The organism is Paraburkholderia terricola, from assembly GCF_900142195.1.
GTDB classification, from domain to species: Bacteria; Pseudomonadota; Gammaproteobacteria; order Burkholderiales; family Burkholderiaceae; genus Paraburkholderia; species Paraburkholderia terricola.
On record NZ_FRAB01000029.1, the window covers coordinates 1 to 19,132 of the forward strand.

At 63.9% G+C, this 19,132-nt stretch carries 15 protein-coding genes; 3 read left to right on the top strand and 12 right to left on the bottom strand.

The features are described 5' to 3' along the window. The 4 genes from BUE39_RS22215 to BUE39_RS22230 all read right to left on the bottom strand — a co-directional run. The coding region (locus BUE39_RS22215; protein WP_073430120.1) for a transposase at positions 1-218 on the bottom strand (218 nt) is incomplete at its 3' end. A gap of 311 nt (positions 219-529) precedes the next feature. Further along, positions 530-2,344: an L-lactate permease gene (locus tag BUE39_RS22220; protein ID WP_073430875.1), complete on the bottom strand. Its 1,815-nt coding sequence runs from the start codon at positions 2,342-2,344 to the stop codon at positions 530-532. 172 nt (positions 2,345-2,516) lie between these two features. After that, complete coding sequence (locus BUE39_RS22225) at positions 2,517-5,933, bottom strand: alpha/beta fold hydrolase (RefSeq protein ID WP_073430876.1); 3,417 nt, start codon at positions 5,931-5,933, stop codon at positions 2,517-2,519. Positions 5,934-6,169: 236 nt separating this feature from the next. Further along, complete coding sequence (locus BUE39_RS22230; protein WP_073430877.1) at positions 6,170-6,961, bottom strand: hypothetical protein; 792 nt, start codon at positions 6,959-6,961, stop codon at positions 6,170-6,172. Positions 6,962-7,384: 423 nt separating this feature from the next. Here BUE39_RS22230 and BUE39_RS22235 point away from each other — a divergent pair, with 423 nt between their 5' ends. Then, positions 7,385-9,280, top strand: coding sequence for an ATP-binding response regulator (locus BUE39_RS22235; protein WP_073430878.1), 1,896 nt, complete (start codon positions 7,385-7,387; stop codon positions 9,278-9,280). 239 nt (positions 9,281-9,519) lie between these two features. On the opposite strand, the gene BUE39_RS22240 is transcribed toward BUE39_RS22235, so the two are convergent. The 7 genes from BUE39_RS22240 to BUE39_RS22265 all read right to left on the bottom strand — a co-directional run bounded on the left by BUE39_RS22240 (position 9,520) and on the right by BUE39_RS22265 (position 14,190). Then, on the bottom strand, positions 9,520-10,314 hold the full coding sequence (locus tag BUE39_RS22240; RefSeq protein ID WP_073430879.1) for a response regulator transcription factor: 795 nt from the start codon (positions 10,312-10,314) through the stop codon (positions 9,520-9,522). A gap of 330 nt (positions 10,315-10,644) precedes the next feature. Next, a complete protein-coding gene (locus BUE39_RS22245; protein WP_073430880.1) occupies positions 10,645-10,830 on the bottom strand; it encodes a hypothetical protein in 186 nt (61 codons plus the stop codon). Continuing rightward, positions 10,805-11,809 carry a cytochrome d ubiquinol oxidase subunit II gene (cydB, locus tag BUE39_RS22250; RefSeq protein WP_073430881.1) on the bottom strand — a complete coding sequence of 335 codons (1,005 nt, stop codon included), beginning with the start codon at positions 11,807-11,809 and terminating at the stop codon, positions 10,805-10,807. The genes BUE39_RS22245 and cydB overlap by 26 nt, the downstream gene beginning before the upstream one ends. A 36-nt stretch (positions 11,810-11,845) precedes the next feature. Next, positions 11,846-13,258 (bottom strand): cytochrome ubiquinol oxidase subunit I, encoded by a 1,413-nt coding sequence (locus BUE39_RS22255; protein ID WP_073430882.1) that lies wholly within the window; start codon positions 13,256-13,258, stop codon positions 11,846-11,848. Between the two features lie 127 nt (positions 13,259-13,385). After that, on the bottom strand, positions 13,386-13,550 hold the full coding sequence (locus tag BUE39_RS34920; protein WP_159442586.1) for a hypothetical protein: 165 nt from the start codon (positions 13,548-13,550) through the stop codon (positions 13,386-13,388). A gap of 33 nt (positions 13,551-13,583) precedes the next feature. Further along, positions 13,584-13,871 (bottom strand): helix-turn-helix domain-containing protein, encoded by a 288-nt coding sequence (locus BUE39_RS22260; protein ID WP_073430883.1) that lies wholly within the window; start codon positions 13,869-13,871, stop codon positions 13,584-13,586. Continuing rightward, on the bottom strand, positions 13,858-14,190 hold the full coding sequence (locus tag BUE39_RS22265; protein ID WP_073430884.1) for a type II toxin-antitoxin system RelE/ParE family toxin: 333 nt from the start codon (positions 14,188-14,190) through the stop codon (positions 13,858-13,860). The genes BUE39_RS22260 and BUE39_RS22265 overlap by 14 nt, the downstream gene beginning before the upstream one ends. A 614-nt stretch (positions 14,191-14,804) precedes the next feature. On the opposite strand from BUE39_RS22265, the gene BUE39_RS22270 reads away from it, so the two are divergent. Both BUE39_RS22270 and BUE39_RS22275 read left to right on the top strand, forming a co-directional pair. Further along, positions 14,805-15,638: an NAD-dependent epimerase/dehydratase family protein gene (locus BUE39_RS22270; RefSeq protein WP_073430885.1), complete on the top strand. Its 834-nt coding sequence runs from the start codon at positions 14,805-14,807 to the stop codon at positions 15,636-15,638. Positions 15,639-15,665: 27 nt separating this feature from the next. Next, on the top strand, positions 15,666-16,958 hold the full coding sequence (locus tag BUE39_RS22275; RefSeq protein ID WP_073430886.1) for an MFS transporter: 1,293 nt from the start codon (positions 15,666-15,668) through the stop codon (positions 16,956-16,958). A gap of 107 nt (positions 16,959-17,065) precedes the next feature. On the opposite strand, the gene BUE39_RS22280 is transcribed toward BUE39_RS22275, so the two are convergent. Then, the gene (locus tag BUE39_RS22280) at positions 17,066-19,078 is read right to left on the bottom strand and encodes a glycoside hydrolase family 28 protein (RefSeq protein ID WP_073430887.1); all 2,013 of its coding nucleotides are present in this window, start codon (positions 19,076-19,078) and stop codon (positions 17,066-17,068) included. Positions 19,079-19,132: the final 54 nt, after the last annotated feature.

Genomic DNA, 19,132 nt, shown 5'->3' on the forward strand with positions numbered 1-19,132 from the left:
ACCTGGATCAGCATGGCTCGCAGCAACTTCTCCGGCGCGATGCTCGGCCGCCCACCCTTGAGGTCGGCCTCGTACATCCCGGCAAACAACCGATCCATCTTCACCAGTGCTTCGTTCGCCATCACCCGGATCGAACGCAACGGATGCGACTTCGGAACGAAGTCGTCCAGCTTGCGCATGGAAAACAAACTCTCGGTGAATGTGTCGGCGCCGCGCATGATCTCCAAGGGGCAAGTGGGGGTCTTCCATCAACGCTTCAGGGGCCTTCAGCGATGACATTACCGCCGATACTTCAGCAGCCTGTTAGTCGTCGATGCGAATACCCGCGATGATTTTTCAATTGCCAGTCGGGAAAAATCAACAAAGGCGTAGCCGAAATATGACCGTGACACGCACAACGGCATCAGCAAGGACGGGACGGGCGACTCCGGCGCCACCGATACGCTGCGGCTCGCGCTCCACGGCACACGGCAAGATTCGACGACCGGCGCGCAGGTCGAGGCCGTGCGCGCCGTTCATTCGGAGATGCTCACTTCGCAAGCGGCGCGATCGGAATCATCCACGGGAACACATACGCCTGCAGCATCGCGATCAGGCCGATCACCGCGGCCCCGGCAATCGAATGAAAGAACACGGTTCGGAAGATCGGCCCCAACGCGAACGAGCGCTCCTTCGGATCGTCGTAGCAGGCCGCGCACGCCACCATGATGGATTGAGCGTCGATCATCTTGCCCATCACGCCGCCGGTCGAGTTGGTCGCGACGATCAGGATCGGATTGAGGTTCAGTTGCTGCGCCGTGATGCGCTGCAGGCTGCCGAAGAGCGCGTTCGACGCCGTGTCGGAACCGGTCAGGAAGACCCCGAGCCAGCCCAGGTACGCCGCGAAGAACGGGTAGAGAAATCCCGCGTTGGTGAACGCAAGACCGAGGACCGCGTCGGTGCCCGAGTAGCGGGTCAGGAATCCCAGGCCCAGCACCTGAGCGATCACCAGCACCGGAATCTTCATCCGGTGCATGGTCTGCATGAAGGCATCCTTCCATTGCGCCGCGTTCAGCCTGAGCACGAGGCCGGACAGGATCGCCGCCACGAACACGCCCGTGCCGGCGGCGGACAGCCAGTTGATCATGAAGCGGGCCGCTTCGGGTTTCGCGTTGACGGGCGCGACGGGCGGCATGCGCTGCACGAGGTTATGCAGCGCCGGCATGTCCCAGACCGGAAGCGACAGCGACCCGCTGAACTTCGAGCCGAGCAGCGTGGTGCTGAAGGTGATTCCCGCGAACAGGTTGTTGAGGAATTTCTTGAACTCCGGCACGCCCCAGAGCGCGCAGCAGGCGATCAGAATCACCCACGGCATCCACGCATAGGCGGTTTCGGCGGCCGAGTATTTGTATTTCCATTCGCTCGTGTCGGTGGTTGCGGCGGCCGTGGTCTTGCCGGCTTGCGCGAGTGCTTCACGCTCGGAGCGCAGCAAAAAGCGGGTCTTGGGATGCCAGATGAAGCGCAGGAACAGCGCCGTGCAGATCACCGAAAAGACGCCCGATACCACGTCGGTCATCAGGTGCAGTGCGTTGGTTCCCGACGCGAAGAACTGCATCAGCGCGAACGACCCGCCCGCGCATAACATGGCCGGCCAGACTTCGAAGACTTCCTTCCAGGTTCCGCCTTCCATCTTCACGAACGTGGCGACCAGCCAGAAGGGCACGAAGATCGAGACGAACGGCAACTGGTGACCCGCCATGGCGGAAAGCGTGACCTGATCGAGGCCGCTCACGGCCGCCAACGTCACGATCGGCGTGCCGATCGCGCCCCAGGCGACCGGGGCCGTGTTGGCGAGCAGGTTCAGCACGGCGGATTGAAACGGCTTGAAGCCGAGGCCCACCATCACGGCGCCCGCGATGGCGACCGGCGTGCCGAACCCCGACGTGCCTTCGATGATCGCGCCGAACGAAAAAGCGATCAGCACGCATTGCAACCGCCGGTCGAACGAGATATGGACAATCGATTCCTTGACGATTTCGAATTTGCCCGTCACGACGCTCATCGTGTAGAGGAACATGGCCGCCAGCACGATCCAGATGATGCCCAGAAACCCCGACAGCGAGCCGAGCGCGAAGGCCGAGACGGCCGATACAACCGGCATCCTGAAGACCAGACACGACACGGCGAAAGCGGCGATGACGCCGAAAAAAGCCGCGTAGGGCGCGGAGATGCCCAGGTGCACGTTGCCCTGGGTGTCGCGGTGGCGGTGCAAGGCGATGAAATAGAGCAGCGTCAGGATCGGAATCGCGGCAACGAGCGTGGAAAGGAATGCATTGCCTAACGGGTTATAGGTCTGCTGGTACATGGCGTCTCCCTTTTGGTATTAGGGTTCGGGACTATTCGCGCGGCGTGAAGGCCCGATCATGCGCCAGAACAACGCAAACCGGCTCAGGAGGGCCGGCAGCCGATTCACGGCTGCCGCATTGAGGTATAGCGGGGGCAGCCGTCGATTTCAAGGTTGGGAGCGCCGTGGGCGGTCAATGCGCGTTCAGATACCTCGCGATGACCGGGTAAACATCCACCGCCGCATGCTTGCCGAAGATGCAGTCGATGTGCCCATAGCCGGGAATCAGATGCCGCTCGTAAGGCTGCTCCGGGAATTCCCTTGTCAGCAGGTCATAAGTGAGTTGGGTGCTCTTCGGCAGATAGGTTTCGTTGCGATCGCCGTGGATAAATCCGATCGGCATACGCATGCCTTCCAGGCCTTTTGCGCCGTTCGTCCCGCTGAGGTAAATGGCTCGCCCTTCGGCGTCGACGACTTCGCCTGCCCGCGCCATCGCGGCCAGATGCCTGAACAGCTCGACGTCGTGCATGCCGAACAATTCCTGCAGATTCGAATGCAGCAATTCGTTCAGTTGCGCGTGTTCATAGAGCAAGCCGTACAGGAACGTGGAGCGGTGACAGATGGCGTTGCCGCAACCTTCGTCGTGATCGATCGGGTAGAGCCGCAAGGCTTCGTCGAACAGATTGTGCGGCCACTTTTTGTGCTGCGTATAAGCCGTCAGATCGGACACGCCGAGATGCTGGATGAGGTCGGGAATATGCAAGCCAGCCTTGATCCGTTGCAGGGTGCCCGGCACCGGATGCGCCGACACCTGCGAAATGACCGCCGAGCGCACGCCTTCGAGTCCGTACAGCAGCGACATGCTCAACGCGAGGCCGCCGAGGCAATGGCCCAGCACCTGGATGTTCGGCGCGCCGGTCAACTCGCGCACCTTGGCGACGGCGGCCGGAATGTCCTCGCGCGCGACCTGGTCGACGTTGGTCGGCACCAGCACGCTCGGCATTTCGATGCTGACGCGCAGATCGACGAGCCATACGTCGTAGCCGGCCGCGCATAGATATTCCACCAGGTTGGTGGCGATCAGATCGGTCGAATAGATGCGGCTCGATACGCCGGAGCCGTGGATCAGCAGCAACGGACGCGCTTCCTTGTTGGCGTGGTCCAGATAGCGCGTGAGTCTCAGCGTCGTGCCATCGGGCGTATCGAAGAAGAACAGTTGCGGCGCCGGCGCGCGCAAGGGCCGCTTCATGCGCGGCTTGGCGTTCGGATCGAAAAACTGTAGCGGCGCGGCCACGCCGCCGTATTCGGTGAACAGCACGCCCGCAAAAAACTTGCCGAACTTCAGTGTCCATTCGAGGCGGGTCGTCAAATCGGGCGCGTGAGTGACTTCGAGCGTGCGTTGCTGCTTGAGGAAATTCTCCGGCGTGATGACGAGCGTCGCCTTGCCGATCACGGGTGCATCCGCTTGCGCCGAGCCGCGAATCTCGGCGTACAGCGTGTTGGTCTGCTCCCATAGATTCAGCGGCGAACTGCGCGTGATGATCTTCTGCCCGCTCAGATAGTACGTTTTGCCTTCGGTGGCATTGAGCGTCATGCGGTAGTTCATGTTGCGTTCGTCGACATCCGCCGGATCGACGACGAACAGATTGAAGGTGCCGTCGGTGATCGTCATCGGTTGCGCCGAGAGGGCGGGGCAGGTCAGCGTGCCGGCCGTCTGCGCCAGATGCTGCGGATTGACGAGCATGTCGGCGAGATCGTCCGATTCCACGGTCAGCGTGAATTCGATCGGGCTCGTGGCCGCCTCGCCCGCGACGGCCGGCGTATAGGTGCCCACCATCGTTTCGGTGAAGCGCAGGCCGATGCGCTGCGGCGCTGGCACGGCGGCCCCGCCCTTCGACTCGTAGTCGATCGTCCAGCCTCGCGAGGCGGCGAGCAGCGCGCAATTGCGTTCGGCCAGCGCCGAGATCGTCAGCAGCGGATTCACGCCGAGCGACATCGGCATCACGGCGCCGTCCATCACGAAGAGGCCCTCGTGCACCGCGTCGCCGGAGGCGCCGCTAAACACCCGGCCCATGTGATCGACCACGCCGTGTGCGGCGTCCTCGCCCATGCCGCAGCCGCCGAGCGGATGAACGGTGACGGTGCGGTTGTCCATGAAGTCCGTCGAAATGGGATTGCGCAGATACTTGCCGCCGAGCGGCGCCGTCGCCTGCTTGAGGGTGGCCTCGATCGTTTCGAAGATCGGCTGCTTGCCGGCGTTTTCCCAGGTGATGCGCGCGCGGCCGTTGTCGTCGATGCCGATGCGGCCGCTTTCGTCGTCGTGCGCCATCACGAGGTAGCTTTGCGTGTGGTTGAGCGCGCCGTGATACGGGCCGCGCAGCACGCTTTCGATCACCCGCGCGTCATAGGCGAACGGCTTTTCGGGCGAGCCTGGCTCAGCGACCTCCTCGCCTTCGAGCGGCGCGGCCGCGCCGAGCAGGGCGACGAGCGCCGCGCCGACCGGTCCGGCGAGCGAGCCCTCCTCGATCACGAAGCCGTCTTTCACATCGGGCGTGTTGCGATGGTCGATGAGTCCGGTGATGGTCGGCCCGACCGGCGCGATCTCGCCCGGCTCGTGCGCGCCCCAGCCGACGCCGTTGATGGCCGCGTCGGTGTTGTACGCGAAGGCGAGCACGTCGCCGTTGCCGGTGAAGCGTTGGCCGAGCATCGCGGAAACGCTGAGCCCTTGCGGCGCCTGGCTCGAACGCAGCAGCAGCGCGGTCGAGCCGATCGTGCCCGCCGACACGATGACGATATCGGCGCTCACGAACAGATCGGGCGCGCCATAACTCTCGCGGCCGACGCTCACCAACTGGTAGTTCACCCGCCACTTGCGCGTGGCGGCGTCGCGCACTACGGAATGCACCGCCGCGCCCGTGAAAATCTGCGCGCCGTGCGCGACGGCGTCGGGCAGATAGTTCATGTGCGTCGAATTCTTCGCTTCGTAATTGCAGCCCGAATTGCAGTCGCCGCAGCCGACGCAAGCCTGCTGCGCGACGCCGGCGGCGTTCACGCGGTTCTCGAACGTGACGGTGATCGGCGGACGGCTGAAGCGATCTTCCATGCCGAGCGCCTGCGCCGACCTCTCCAGGGCCTGCAATTTCGGCAGCGGTGGAAAGTCGCTCGGCACCGGCGACGGTTGCAGCATCGCGAAGGCGCGCGCATAACCCTTGTCGCGGCCGTCCTTGTCGGCGCGCAGCGCGGCGGGCCAGCGCGGGTCGTCCCATAAGCGCGGGTCGGCTTCGAGCGCGACATTCGCGTTGATCAGCGAAGTGCCGCCGAGACCGCAGCCGACCACGGCGTTCACGTCTTCATTCACGTGCACTTCGAGCAGCGCGAGCGGCGAGCCGATGCGCGCGACCGAAGTGTTGTACTGCACCTGCGCGGCGCCCTGGAACGGCGTGCGCGGAAATTCGCCGGCCATGAATTCGCGCCCGCGCTCCAGCACGCACACGCTGCGGCCGGCGCGCGCCATGCGGCTCGCGGCGATCGCTCCGCCATAGCCCGAACCCACCACGACCACATCGTAATGCGACTTCATCGCCGTCACGGCGCTCGATAAGCGGTTCATCAGGACCACCTCGTCAGGAATGGCAATGCGGGGGGAGGGAAGCCGGACTTCGCAAGGAAGACGGCGTGCGGCGGCGGCTTTTTTATCGTAGGCGGTGCGCGATGACAAAAAAAGGCGCATCGTACGGGGCGCGCGAGATGTGGCGCGTGTGAAAAACCGTGTGGGACCCGTGTGAGGCGTGGGGCATCGTGCGGCGCGGCTGCCGCCCGTGAGCGACGCGTCATCATGAGCGCTTGTTACGCCGCTGCTTCATTCATTTCGCTGTCGCTCGATTCGGCCGCGAGCAGGTTCAGCGCGACGAGAATCGCCGCGCGATTGTCGAGGTCGATTTCGATGCCGAGCACGTCGCTCAGCCAGCGGCCGATCTTGGTATTGGAAAAATCCGCGGCGCCGGCCGTCTTTTTCATGGTGACGCCGAGTTTGACGGCGCGATAGTGATACGAGGGCACCCGATGCTGAGCTGCGACTGCCGACAAACCGCCTTTGCCTTCCGAACACCAGCCGAGGCTGCCGGCGAGCACGATGCGCTCGGGCTCGTCGAGGCCGTCGATGAACGTGCGCGCCGCGAGCCGCACGCGCTGTTCGTCGAGGCCGTATTGCAGCAGCACGCTTTCCACCGGGTCTTCCAGCGCCTGGGCATGCAGATCAATCTCCTGCGCCATGCCTTCGTTTTCCATCGACACGTTGCGCTGATGGCCGGCGCTGCGCAAACAGTCGATCAGGTAGCGGCGAAAATACGCGCACAATGCGTAGCCGTTGGACGGCGCGCTATCGGCGCAGGCGTGCGTTTCGGTGTGGCCGGGCGCGAGGCGCAGCACTTTCGAATAGATGAACTGGGCGACCAGTTCTTCCTTGTCCTCGCCGAGCGCGTGAAGTTCGAGCGGATGGTAGGTCCGCAGCGCCCGCTTGACCAGCTCGACCATCGACACCATTTCATCGGCGGACAAGCGGGTACGCCGGCGCCACAACTCGGGCAGGATCGCATCGTCGAGATTGCGGACGAACTCGTGGCTCGGAACAGCGCCCATGAAAACCTCCATAAGGGGGAAGGCAGAAGCGCGGCGAGCCTCGAAGGCAGGCGGTGAAGAGTGGCTGGAATGTCGAAGCCGCGCTGAATGTGAGGCCAGTATGCGTTTCGCAAATGGCTTCGCCTATATGGATTAAGTGGTAGCTGATGGGTAAACTGCCGGGTAAACCGTCCGGCGCGCGGTACGTCATTCGTCTGAACAGTGACGCGACGTGGACCGCGGGACCAACGTGGACCGCGAGCTGCCGCGCAGTGAAGCAATACGCAGCACCGATGCCGTCCCTTCGCGCGGCACGCCTGGGCTCCCAAGGCCCGCGTCGCCGGGCGCCCGCGCCTTATCACCGTATCCGCCATGCCCGATGCCGTGCACCGGACCGGAGTCAGCGCTGAAGCGCCGAGGCCGAACGATAAAGGAGACCGCGCAATGCGGGCCGAGCCTATCCAGCATGCAATCGACGAAGATCTGGTGCGCGTGCTGTACGCGCAAGATCCGATTGCGTTCTTTTCGCACTGGTTCTCGATCGCGGTGCTGGTGGCGATCTACTGGCCGGAGATACCGTCGCCGCCGCTGTTCATCGCGTGCTTCGGGTTTTATGCGGCCGCCAATTGCGGCAGCCTCGCACTGTGGATCTGCAACCGGCGCTATCCGCAACTCGTATCGCCGCGCGGCTGGATCTATCTGCATGCGGTGCGCGGCGTGTTGCTCTACAGCGCGCCGGGCCTCGCGGTGTGGTTCGCGTTCCAGAGCCCGCAAACGGATTTGCCGCTGCTGCATACCGTGTTGCTCGTCACGCTGGCGGCCGGCGTGTTCATGTCGAACGGCTTCGACCTGCTCAATTTTTCGACCGCCATTCCGTTCCTGCTGTTTCCGTCGATCGTGCTGCATGTCGGCACGCATACGTTCGACCGCACGATACTCGCCATCGTCCTCGCGTTTTTCTTCTTCGCGATCAACGTCTATGCGTTGAGCTATCGCAAGCTGTTCCGGCAGGTCGTGCAGGCGCGGGTCGATCAGCAGTATCTGGCGGAGTCGCTGGCGGTGCAAAAGCACGTCGCCGAAGAGGCGAGCCTCGCCAAAACCCGCTTTTTCGCCGCGGCGAGCCACGATTTGCGTCAGCCCTTGCACGCGATCGGCCTGCTCGCGGCCTCGCTCAACGATGCGGCGGCGACACCGGCGCAGCATGCCAAAACGGCCGAGCACATCGTCTATAACGTCGAGGCGTTGAATCAGCTATTCAACCAGGTGCTCGATCTCGCGCGGCTCGAAAGCGGCGTGACCCAGGTGATCCGGCTGCATTTCCGGCTTTCCGAACTGTTCGAGCGCGTCGGCAGCCAGTACCGGCCGCAAGCCGCCGCCAAGGGACTCGCGCTGCGGATCGCGCCGACCACGATGGTCGTGCACGACGATCCGGTGTTGCTCGAACGCGTGCTGAGCAACCTGCTCTCGAACGCGGTGCGCTATACCGAGGAAGGCGCGATCTGGCTGGGCTTTCGTCGCGCGGGGCGGCAAGCGGGCGGGTATATCGAAGTGCGTGATTCGGGCATCGGCATTCCCGTCGAGGAACATGAACGCATCTTCGAGGAGTTTTATCAGGTCGCCAATCCGCAGCGCGATGCACGTCAGGGGCATGGCCTGGGGTTGCCCACGGTGAAGCGGCTGGTCGGCATGCTGGGCGGCGAATTGCAACTGCGCTCGGCGCCGGGGCGCGGTTCGGTGTTCCGCTTTCCGGTGCAGGCGGGCGACGCCCGCGGCATCGTGGCGAGCCTGAATGAAGCGGTGGCGGGCGGTCCTTCGGCGCAAGGGCGGCGCGTGCTGTGCATCGACGACGAACCGTCGATTCTCGAAGGCCTCGCCAGTTTGCTGGGACGCTGGGGTTGCACCGTGCGCGGCGCGCGCGACGAAGCCGCCGCGCTGGCGGCGCTCGAGGACGGCTTCGTGCCGGACGCCGTGCTATGCGACTACCAGTTGGCGCATCACCGCACCGGCGCGCAGGCGCTGACCGCCGTGCGCAACGTGCTCGCGCGCGCGGGGCATGAAGGCGTGGTGACGCTGCTGATCACGGGCGATATGGCGTCGGCGGAACTGGCGGCGCTGGCCTTGCAGGGGATTCCCGTGCTGCATAAGCCGGTCACGCCGGCGCGCTTGCGGCGCACGCTGGAAATGCTCTGGCAGCAGGCGGAACTGGATAAGAGACGGGCGGCGGCCACGCCGGAATTGCGCGCGGATGGAACGGGAAATGAGCCGGGGAGTTGGGCGGCGCCGGGCGGGGTGGGGCAAGTGGCGGGCCAGTCGGCGAGCGGCGCGAGGTTGGGGGCGTAGGGATAGTCGCAGGGATTGGGGAGTGGAGGGACGCGGGAGGGAAGCGGATGCCAGGCGCGGACGCAAGCGGCAAGCGCTAGCCGGAGCGTTAAACAATGCGCCGCTCGCCGGCGTTCGCTGCGCCGATTGCTGCCGTTCGTCGCACCGCTCGCCGGCGTTCGCCGCGCCGCTTGCTGCCGTCCGTCGCACCGCCTGCCGGCGTTCGCCGCACCACTTGCCACCGCCCGACACCCGCCCGCCTACAACGTTTTCCCCGCTTCGAGCCAGCCGTTGATCACCGCGATCGCCATCGACCGGTTATGTACGCCGAGCGCCCGGAAGATGACCGACAGGTGCACCTTGACCGTGCCTTCCGCGACGCCGAGTTCACGCGCGATCATCTTGTTGGTCCAGCCGCGATGCACGAGCCGCATGATGTCCTGCTGGCGCGGCGACAGGTTTTCCAGCAAATGCTGTTGATGCGGCTGCAGCGCCGGCAGTTGCGTGATCGGCTCGGTGAGCGCCGTCGCGCCTTGGCCCGCGCCCCGCGCGCTTGCCTGAATGCCCGCCTGAGCGGTAATCGGCATGCTGCCCAGGCTGGATGACCCGGCGGCGCCGTCGGCGCAGACCGGCGCGGCTTGCGCTTCGCGAGAGCCCAGCAGACTGAGTGCTTCCATCGGCACATACGCGCCGCCGGAAAGAACGAGTTCGATCGCCTTGAGCATCACGCTGGCGGGCTGCCGCTTCGGCACGAAGCCGAGCGCCCCGGCGGCCAGCACCGCACGCATCTCGTCGGGCGACTCCTCGGCGGACAGCACGACCACCGGCAACGCGGGATTCGCCGCCAGCAGCGTCTCGAGCGACGACGCGCCGCTCATGCCCGGCATATGCAGATCGACGATCGCCAGATCGTGATCGGCGTCGGGCCGCGCGGCGGTGGCGAGCGTTTCCCAGCTATCGGCTTCGTCGAACTGGGCGTCGGGATCGAGACCGCGCAGCATTCCCTTGACGCCTTGCCGGATCAGTTCATGGTCGTCGGCCACAAGAAACTTCATGATGTCTCCGCGAGTCGAGCCTGCGCGTTGTGGGCTACCGCCGTTGTAGCGTCTCGTTTTACTTCTATTCTCGTGAATTGCATCATTGCCGGCTACCCCGCGATCCTATACCGATCGGCGGCGCGGCGAACCTTCCGGCCCGCCGCGCACGTGACTATTTATTTATATGATCGCCGGCTGTTTAGATGCACCACGTTGTCGCTAAGGTTGGTCTCCCGCGCACAGGTTCCGGCTTGCTAGGTAGACGAGCCGCGAGCGCCGTTTTTGAAGCCGTGCCTAAGGGATTCCGCAGGTTATGCGCGCCGGATCGAGGCGCGCGACAACGGGCCTTTATTTAACGGCAAATAGCGTCGCATTCATCAGGAGCTTGAACGCGAAGCCGAGCGACATCGCCGAGGCCACGCCGAAGCACCATAGCGCGATGAACCACAGCCAGCCGGGCAGCTTCTTGCGCGCCGGCGTTTGCGCGCCGGCGCCGCCCTCCGCGTGCTTAGTGATAGTGATGTTGGTCGTCATGACGCACCTTGCCACGAAATACCCAGTAACCCATCGTCGTATAGGCGATGATGATCGGCAGAATCACCGCCGCGCCGACCAGCGTGAACATCTGGCTCGAACGCGGCGCGGCGGCCTCCCATAGCGTCATGCTCGACGGAATCGCATACGGCCACAGGCTCACCAGCAGCCCCGCGTAACCGAGCAGCACGAGCAGCAGCGCCAGCACGAACGGCGTGTTGTCATGCCGCTCACGCACCGCGCGGCGCATGAAGAACACGCAGACCGCAACCAGGAACGGCACCGGCAACAGCCGATAGAAGAGGCCGTCATGAAACCAGCGTTGCGCGATATTCGGGTCCTGCAGCGGCGTCCACACGCTGACCATCGCGATGAAGCCGAGCAGCACCATCGTCAGCGGCCATACCACGCGATGCAGGCGGCGTTGCAGATCGCCTTCGGTCTTCGCGACCAGCCAGCAGCAGCCGAGCAGCGCATAAGTGACGATGAGCCCAAGTCCCGTGAGCAGGCTGAACGGCGTGAGCCAGCCGAAGGCGTCGCCGGCATAACCGCCGTCGATCACCGGGATGCCTTGCAGGAACGCGCCCAGTGCGATGCCCTGGAAGAACGTCGCGCCCGCCGAACCGCCGATGAACGCGAGGTCCCACATAGGTTTCGTGCGATTGGCCTTGGCGCGAATCTCGAACGAGACGCCGCGAAAGATCAGGCACACGAGCATGAAGATCAGCGGCAGATAGAGCGCGGACAGCACGGTCGAGTAAACCACCGGAAACACCGCGAACAGGCCGGCGCCGCCGAGCACGAGCCAGGTTTCGTTGCCGTCCCACACCGGCGCGACGGTGTTCATCATCAGATCGCGTTCCTTCTCGTCGGGGAAGAACGGGAAGACGATGCCGATGCCCAGGTCGAAGCCGTCCAGCACCACATACATGAAAAGGCCCAGCGCGATGATCGCGGCCCACACTACGGTTACGTCCATTGTCTTTCTCGCAAGCAGCTAGTGAAGCGGGTGGGTTCAGGCCGCGTCGATCATGTGATCGGCGGCGGAGAGCGGGCGGCGCGCGGTCTGGTTCGGCGAATGCTCCGGCGCGTCGTGCGGCGTTTGTCCGGGTAACGGCGGACCGGAGCGCATCAGCTTGAGCATGTAATAGACGCCGGTGCCGAACACCAGGAAATAGACCACCACGAAGGTCATCAACGAGATGCCGACCTGCTGCGTGGTGAGCGGCGACACGGCTTGGGAAGTGCGCATCACGCCATAGACCACCCACGGCTGACGGCCCGCCTCGGTGGTGACCCAGCCAGCCAGCAGCGTGATGAAACCGGTCGGGCCCATCAGCACGGCGAGATGCTGGAACCACCTGGCCTCGAACAGCCGTTCACGGCGGCGCAGCGCCCAGCCGATCAGCGACATCAGGATCATCAGCATGCCGAGGCCGACCATGACGCGAAAGCTCCAGAACACCACCGTCGAGTTCGGCCGGTCTTGCGGCGGAAATTCCTTCAGGCCGCGAATCTCGCCGTCCCAACTGTGCGTGAGGATCAGGCTGCCCAGGTGCGGAATCGACACCGCGTAGCGCGTGGTCTCCGCCTGCATGTCGGGAATACCGAACAGGTTCAGCGCGGTGCCGCCTTTTTCGGTTTCCCACAGACCTTCTATCGCCGCGATTTTCGCGGGCTGATACTCGCGCGTGTTCAGACCGTGCTGATCGCCGACGACTGCCTGGAGCGGCGTGAGGATCAACAGCAGCCAGAGCGCCATCGAGAACATCTTCTTGACGGCCGGATCGCGCCGGCCGCGCAACAGGTGCCATGCGCCCACCGCCGCCACCACCAGCCCCGCGACGATGAACGCGGCGAGCGCCATATGCGCGAGCCGGTACGGGAACGACGGATTGAAAACGATCTTAAACCAGTCGAGCGGCACGACCCGGCCGTTCACCACTTCGAAGCCTTGCGGCGTTTGCATCCAGCTATTGGACGCGAGAATCCAGAAGGTCGAGATCAGCGTGCCGACGGCGACCATCAACGTGGCGCCGAAGTGTGCGCGCGGACTCACGCGCTGCCAGCCGAACAGCATGATGCCGAGGAAGCCCGCTTCGAGAAAGAACGCGGTCATGACTTCGTACATCAGCAGCGGTCCGGTGACCGGGCCGGCGAAGCTCGAAAAACCGGACCAGTTGGTGCCGAACTGATAGCTCATCACGACGCCGGAGACCACGCCCATGCCGAAGGCCACCGCGAAAATCTTCGACCAGAACAGGCAAAGATCCTTGTAATACGTCTTGCCGGTTTTGAGCCAGCGCCATTCGAGCACGGCGATGAAGCTCGCGAGGCCGATACTGAGCGCCGGAAAAACGATGTGAAAGGAGACGGTGAACGCAAACTGGATGCGGGCGAGGTCGAGTGCCGAGAGAGCGGAGTTCATGAGCGTGAAGTGCGTGATGCCCGCGAGGGCGGACTACGCGCGTCGACCGGTGTCGGTGCGCACTGCGCTGGGCAGATGGGCGCAAGAGTAGGGGATGAGCGAATTTTCTGCTGCGACGCGACGTGCGTCAAAAAACCGCCTTGTTTTGCGTGAGTTTCGGATTCTTATGCCGCAAGCCTTTGATGGGCATCAAGTTTTTCTTATAGCGTCGTTGCTGCTGCTTGACGCGATCAGGCGAAAACTGCGGCAATCGACCGCGCTGCAACAACGCCGCGAAGCCGCGTTCGCGCATTCAACCGCGCCGGATCAGATCCGCTCCCGCGGCTTATGCGATCGAGATGAACAACTGCTTGCCGCACGCGGCCGCGTACCTGCGCAATGTGTCGATGGAAGGCGAGTGCCGCCCCGAGGCCAGCGCCCGTTCGAGCCGCGTGATCGCCGGTGCTTTCGTGCCCATGCGCTCGGCGACTTGCGCCTGCGTCAAGCCGGCCTCCCGGCGCGCCGCGAGCATCTGGTCGAGCAGCGCGAATTCCTCGCGGTTGAGCCGTTCATACTCGGCGCGTACTTCGGGGTCGGCGAGCGCCCGTTCGCGCATGGCCTTATAGGTTGCCATTTCTGATCTCCAGTAGTCTTTTGCGCGCCACGTCCAGTTCGTTGCGCGGCGTTTGTTGCGTCTTCTTCACGAAGCAGTGAAGCATGACGATTTTCTGTTCCACGATTGCGCAGTAGAACACTCTGGCGATTCCCTCCGCGCCTTTCAGGCGCATTTCGAACAAGCCGCCGCCCATTGAAGCGGTGTGCGGCTCGCCGAGATTCGGGCCGTATTCCTCCATGCGGTCGGCCAGCGCGATGAAGCGCGCGAGCAGCGTTTTCGGCAGCGAGGCGACGTTGACTTTGACCTTCTCGTTGTAGAAGTCGATCGTAAATGCCATTGAACTTGATAATAACAAATATGTTATTGACGCGCAAGCTGACGGCTATGACGGTTGCCGTGAGCAAGCAACCACCGCCCGGCATTGCGCGGCAAGGAATCGAACGACAGGAGGAGGGCGAAAGCTGGACCGCGATGAGCGGTTACGACGGCGTCGGCGCAACCAGGTGTTCGGTGTCGGCTAGATGGTTTCGTGCGGGACGCGACGGCGGCGCGGCACGAATGCGGATCTCCTTTTTTGCAGCGGCAAACTCGATAGGAAGGGATGGCTGATCGAGGCCAGCTCGCCACCAACCGACGATAGCCAAATCCGAACCGGCTTTCCATTAGCCGGTTAGCTAGCCAATCGGCCAGTGACAGCGCGTGACGATTGCGACGCGCTTCCTAGTTATACGATGTCACATCAATTTATGTGGTATCAGCCGTTTATCGGCAACGGCGCAACCGTCGAAAGCCCAAAAATAATACGGGTAAATGCCTAGTTGAAATCCGTCTTTCCATCGTTGATAGTACGTCGTCGTACAACAAGCACGGAAATTTCATCGAGGCCGTCGTGGCCTTCCCGCTTGCTGTCTCAAGTCTGCTCGCGCACGGCGCAGTAAAGGAAGGAAGCTTATGAAGAAGATTGCCCTGAGTGGGGCCGGTGGCCAGCTGGGCTCGGTAGTGCGTGCGGCATTGGTCGCGCGCGGCACGCCGTTGCGCTCGGCCGCCGGTTCGAAGCCGCTGGTTCCCCTGGTGGAAGGCGAGGACGTGATGCACGGCGATCTGCGCGATTCCGCCGTCGTGGATCGCCTGCTCGATGGCGTCGACGTGTTGATCCATTTCGCGGGGACCAGCGTGGAGCGCCCGCTGCCCGAAATCATCGAGAACAATCTGCGCGCGCTCGTCGAAGTGTACGAAGGCGCGCGCTGGCAGGGCGTGCGGCGCGTGGTGTTCGCCAGTTCGAACCACGCGATCGGCATGTATCCGGTCACCGAACAGCTCGGCCTCGACTGCGCGCTACGCCCGGACGGCTTCTACGGCTTGAGCAAGGTGTGGGGCGAAGCGCTGGCGAGAATGTACTGGGACAAGCACGGCATCGAAAGCGTTTGCGTGCGCATCGGCAGTTGCCTCGAGCGGCCCACCGAGCCCCGGCATCTGAGCACGTGGTTCGGACATCGCGACCTGCTGCATTTCATCGACCGTTGCATCGAGGCGGAAGACGTTGGGTTCCTCACCGTCTGGGGCGTCTCGGCCAACACGCGTAGCTGGTGGGACAACAGCGGCGCCGAGCGCCTGGGCTATCGGCCGACGCAGAACGCCGAGGACTACGCCGCGGAAATCCTCGCGCGCCCGAACCCGCTCGACGCGTTGGGCCAACGCTTCCAGGGCGGCAGCTTCGTGGGCATCGATTATTCGCGCGACGACGCCGGCCCGGATGGCGCGGCTTCGCGCGCAAGGTCCGTCTGACCGGTTAAAGATCAAGGAGACGTAGTCATGAAAATCAAGGGCATCCGCTGGTGGATGGTCAGCCTGGTCGCCGCCGGCCTCATCATCAATTATCTCGCGCGCAATACGCTGTCCGTCGCCGCGCCGACCTTGATGAAGGACCTTCATATCACCACCGAGCAATACTCGCATGTGGTGGTGGCGTGGCAGCTTTGCTATGCGTTCATGCAACCGGTCGCGGGATATCTGCTCGACACCATCGGAACCAAGATCGGCTTCGCCGCCTTCGCGATCGCGTGGTCGCTGGCCTGCGCCGCGGCGGCATGGTCGACCGGCTGGCAGAGCCTCGCGTTCTTTCGCGGCTTGCTCGGCGTCGCCGAGGCGGCCGGCATTCCGGCCGGCGTGAAGGCGACGAGCGAGTGGTTCCCGGCCAAGGAGCGTTCGGTGGCGATCGGCTGGTTCAACATCGGCTCGTCGATCGGCGCGCTGCTCGCGCCGCCGCTGGTGGTGTGGGCGCTGCTGCACGGGCAATGGCAATGGGCCTTCGTGATCGTCGGCGTGGCGGGGATCGTGTGGAGCGCGGTGTGGATGCTGCTGTACAAGCATCCGCGCGACCAGAAACTGCTGGGCGACGCCGAACGCGATTACATCCTGAGCGGGCAGGAGGCGAAGCACAGCGACGCCGGCGCGCCGAAGCGCAGTTGGGGTGCGATGCTGGGCAGCCGCGACTTCTGGGCGATCGGCATTCCGCGCATTCTTTCCGAGCCGGCCTGGCAAACCTTCAACGCATGGATTCCGCTGTACATGATGACCGAGCGGCACATGAACCTGAAGGAAATCGCGCTGTATGCGTGGATGCCGTTTCTTGCCGCCGACATCGGCTGCGTGCTCGGCGGCTACCTCAGTCCGCTGTTTCATAAGTACGCGAAGGTCTCGCTGTTCACGTCGCGCAAGATGGTTTTCGTCGTCGGCGCGCTGTTCATGATCGGGCCGGCATGTGTCGGGCTGGTCGAGAGTCCCTATGTGGCGGTGGCGCTGCTGTGCGTCGGCGGATTCGCTCACCAGACGTTGTCCGGTGCGTTGTACGCGATCACGTCCGACATGTTCGGCAAGAACGAAGTCGCGACCGCGACGGGCATGGGCGGCATGGCGGGTTACCTGGGCGCTGCCGCATTCACGGCGCTGTTCGGCGTGCTGGTGACGCAGGTCGGCTACAGCCCGCTGTTCGTCGTGCTGGCGGTGTTCGACATCGTTGCGGCTGCGGTGGTGTGCCTGCTCGCGAGAAGCGCCGACAAGACGTCCGAGCCGCGTTGGGTGGCGGCGAGCGCGGCGGCGAAGTGAGTCGCGAGCGGCGGATTCGTTAGCGGGTCCGCGGCGTGACGGAAATGAAATGGCGGCGTCCTCGGACGCCGCCATTTTTTTAGCTGGGCTTCGGATCGATGACTCGCTTAGCGCTGATCGACCACGGTGGTGTTGTAAGTCGTCGATCCGATCACCACGTTCTTCAACGTGATGCCGTTGACGTTGTAGGCATAGATCGGTCCGGGCGCCGTCGAGGTCGCAGGTCCGGCGGCGACCGCCGTCCCCAGGTTGCAGTTCGAGATCGTGACGCCGCTGATCGGCGGAACCGCCGGCGCGGGAGCCGGGCCGTTGTAGTCGAAGGCGACGGGCCCCTGGGCCACGATCGCCTGAAAACACGAGCCCGTTACACCGTTGAGCGTGACGTTGCTCGCCTGCACGTTCGAAATGTTCACGTTCTGCACGACCGCCGGACGCGTGCGAATGGCGTCGTTGGCCGGCTGATAATCGCAGTCGAACGTGATGAGGCCGCCCTGCGCCGCGGAAGGATTGGCCGCCGTCGCCGTGACGACGCCCAAGGGCACCGTGCCGTTGATCGGACTGCCGGCGAGCAGCGCACTGCCGTAGCCGCTGGCTTTCAGGCTGACGCCGTTGGGCAGCGTGACCGTATCCACGTAGAAGTTCTTCACGAAGCCGCCGCGATTCATGTTCGTCTTGATGCGAATCGCGATGTTCAGCGGATTGGTCGCCCAGTTCTGATTGAGCATCTGCAGATTGCGTGCGTAGATGTTCTGCACGCCGCCGCCCATTTCGCTGCCGAGCGTGATGCCGCCATGCCCGCTGTTCATCGTGCAGTTCTGGATCACGTGATTCTGCGCGGGACCATACTGCGTATCCTGGTCCTTGCCGGACTTGATCGCGATGCAATCGTCGCCGGTGTTGAACGTGACGTTGTCGCACAGGACGTTGTCGCACGCGTCGGGATCGAAGCCGTCGTTATTCGGGCCGATGCTGTTGGTGGTCACCCCGCGGATCACGACGTTCTTGCAATCGGTGGGGTGGTGCTGCCAGAACGGCGTGTTGTTGGTGCAATAGTTTTCCATCAGCACGTTCGTGCAGCCGATGAATTCCACCATGCACGGACGCAGATAATGCCCGATGCCGAAGATCCGCTGGGCGATCGGAACGCCTGCCTCCGAGAGCGCGGGCAGATAGTTCTGATCTTCCTGCCACGGTGTCGTGGGGCTGGTCAGTTGCGCATAAAGCGCGTCGGAAATACCCGGCGCCGCGATCTTGAGGTCGACATTGTTCGGGTTGAGATAGACCTGCGAGGGCGTCGACGAATTCACGCAGCCGTATGCGCCATTCGATCCCTTGTAGGTCCACCAGCAGGTGGCTGTGTTGCCGCTGCCGGCGAACGGCGTCATGGCCTGGCCGTTGAGCACCGAGGTGGCGTCTTCGCCGGTGAGCGCAATGTTGGTCTGGTTGCGCGCGTAGACCGGTGAGCCGTAATTCAGGCAATCGTTTGCCTGCCAGCGGCTGTAAAACAGCTTGCCGTTCGCGCCGCAGTCGACCGGGCCGTCCTTTGCGTAGTCCGCCGGGTTCGGGCTGAAATAGATCGTGCAATTCGCGCTGAGATGAAAGTTCACGTTGCTGAGCAGCACGATCGGCCCGGCGCAGTACCAGGTGCCCGACGGCACGACCACGCGGCCGCCGCCGGCCGCATTGCAGGCCTGAATCGCGGCAAGAAACGCGGGGCGGGAGTCGAACGACGCCGCGGCGTTGGTTTGTCCGGAGCCGGGGCTGGCGAGCGAGGCCGCGCCTGTATAGGGGTTGGTCGCGGCGACGACCGCGCAAGGCTGCGCGCCGTATTGCGTGACGACATAATCGCGCGCGGCAAACATCGATTGAGTGACGCCTTGCAACGACGCGATGATCCGCGTCGCGGCGCCCGACGTGCCCCAGATCGGGTCCTGCACCACCGGCGGCGCGGACCCTGCGCTAACCGAGCCGCCGCAGGCCGACAAGCCGCCGAGCAGGGTTGCGCCCGCTGACGTTCCTGTCAGCACGATAAACGCCCTGCGTGTCGGCGAATCGGGTCCGCGTTGATTGTTGGCTCTCGATGCTGCCGGCTTGCCGCTGTTTTTATTGATGATGGCCACGCATGTCTCCTTGCCCTTTGCGGGCGTTGTCGGTAATCGCCAGAAATGAAAGCG

Bases quoted from the DNA above. Each gene is read 5' to 3' on its own strand.
- BUE39_RS22220 (WP_073430875.1), bottom strand. From the start codon at position 2,344: ATGTACCAGCAGACCTATAACCCGTTAGGCAATGCATTCCTTTCCACG.
- BUE39_RS22225 (WP_073430876.1), bottom strand. From the start codon at position 5,933: ATGAACCGCTTATCGAGCGCCGTGACGGCGATGAAGTCGCATTACGAT.
- BUE39_RS22230 (WP_073430877.1), bottom strand. From the start codon at position 6,961: ATGGGCGCTGTTCCGAGCCACGAGTTCGTCCGCAATCTCGACGATGCG.
- BUE39_RS22235 (WP_073430878.1), top strand. From the start codon at position 7,385: ATGCGGGCCGAGCCTATCCAGCATGCAATCGACGAAGATCTGGTGCGC.
- BUE39_RS22240 (WP_073430879.1), bottom strand. From the start codon at position 10,314: ATGAAGTTTCTTGTGGCCGACGACCATGAACTGATCCGGCAAGGCGTC.
- BUE39_RS22245 (WP_073430880.1), bottom strand. From the start codon at position 10,830: ATGACGACCAACATCACTATCACTAAGCACGCGGAGGGCGGCGCCGGC.
- cydB (WP_073430881.1), bottom strand. From the start codon at position 11,809: ATGGACGTAACCGTAGTGTGGGCCGCGATCATCGCGCTGGGCCTTTTC.
- BUE39_RS22255 (WP_073430882.1), bottom strand. From the start codon at position 13,258: ATGAACTCCGCTCTCTCGGCACTCGACCTCGCCCGCATCCAGTTTGCG.
- BUE39_RS34920 (WP_159442586.1), bottom strand. From the start codon at position 13,550: ATGCGCGAACGCGGCTTCGCGGCGTTGTTGCAGCGCGGTCGATTGCCG.
- BUE39_RS22260 (WP_073430883.1), bottom strand. From the start codon at position 13,871: ATGGCAACCTATAAGGCCATGCGCGAACGGGCGCTCGCCGACCCCGAA.
- BUE39_RS22265 (WP_073430884.1), bottom strand. From the start codon at position 14,190: ATGGCATTTACGATCGACTTCTACAACGAGAAGGTCAAAGTCAACGTC.
- BUE39_RS22270 (WP_073430885.1), top strand. From the start codon at position 14,805: ATGAAGAAGATTGCCCTGAGTGGGGCCGGTGGCCAGCTGGGCTCGGTA.
- BUE39_RS22275 (WP_073430886.1), top strand. From the start codon at position 15,666: ATGAAAATCAAGGGCATCCGCTGGTGGATGGTCAGCCTGGTCGCCGCC.